The organism is Bradyrhizobium sp. LA2.1, from assembly GCF_040547725.1.
Taxonomy (GTDB): domain Bacteria; phylum Pseudomonadota; class Alphaproteobacteria; order Rhizobiales; family Xanthobacteraceae; genus Bradyrhizobium; species Bradyrhizobium barranii.
On record NZ_JBEPQI010000089.1, the window covers coordinates 1 to 1,023 of the forward strand.

The 1,023-nt window shown below is 61.9% G+C and carries 1 protein-coding gene; it reads right to left on the bottom strand.

Going from position 1 to position 1,023, the window contains the following annotated elements:
* Nucleotides 1–1,017, bottom strand: a 1,017-nt coding sequence (locus ABIB95_RS47350; RefSeq protein WP_354249248.1) for an IS701 family transposase, incomplete at its 3' end; no start/stop codon positions are given.
* Nucleotides 1,018–1,023 lie beyond the last annotated feature (6 nt).

Here is a 1,023-nt window from a genome sequence, read left to right on the forward strand (position 1 = left end):
ATGGCCTTCGACCGCGACCAACGTTTCAATTGATGTTCCCGCTGGGCACCAGGTGGTGAAGAAGGCGAGGTCATCATCGGCGATGCGACGACGGATCAGTAGACCGCGCGTCCATAAACCATCATTTGCGCTGTTGAACTGCTCGGCCTCGAGGTCGGCCAATTCGAGATAACACCAGTCGTGCAGCCGCGGTCCCTTGGTTCCGGCTCCCGCCGACAGGCGCTTCCAGTCGGACGGGCGCCGCGTCCGGGCGAGGTCCGCGGCCGTACCGGCGACCGGCGGTCGCTTGCCCCAGGATCGAAACACATGAGCGCTGCTGACCCCAAGCACGTAGCCTTTGCCTGCCCGACGTAGTTGCTGTTCGATGTCGCCAACACCGTAGACCGTATCACCGGCAACCCACTTGAATGGTACAGACGCGGCTATCGCACGTGCGATCATTCTCGTCGCAAGCTTTGGTTTGGTCGCAAAGCCGACATCGGCAGGCACGTATGCGTCTTCCAGACGATCTGGATCGTCGGTCCATTCCTTCGGAAGATACAACGCGCGATCGATGAACGCATGACCATGACGCGAAACGTAGGTAGCGAAGACGCCGATCTGGCAGTTCGTGATCTTCCCTGCCGAACCAGTGTATTGCCGCGCCACTCCGCACGAGGCCTTACCCTGCTTGAGAAAGCCGGTCTCGTCGATCACCAGCACCGCATCGTCATCCGCCAAGTGCTCGATGACATAGTCCCGGACGACGTCGCGCAGGGCATCAGCGTCCCAATCCCCGCGACCCAGGATCGCCTGCTGCCGCCATGGGCCGGGATCGCCAGCCGCCTCCGCGCGCATCCAACCGGTCTTGCGCTGCTCATCTCCGAGCAGACCTTCCAGGAACAGGCCTGCATTCGTCGCCACACGCTCTTGCGTGAACAACGAACGTATCCGCTGCTTGACCTCTCGAAGCGACGCCGCCCACAACGCAAGCGTCTCCTCAACCGACGCGGCCCGCGTCCACGACATTCGAATCATGGTTGC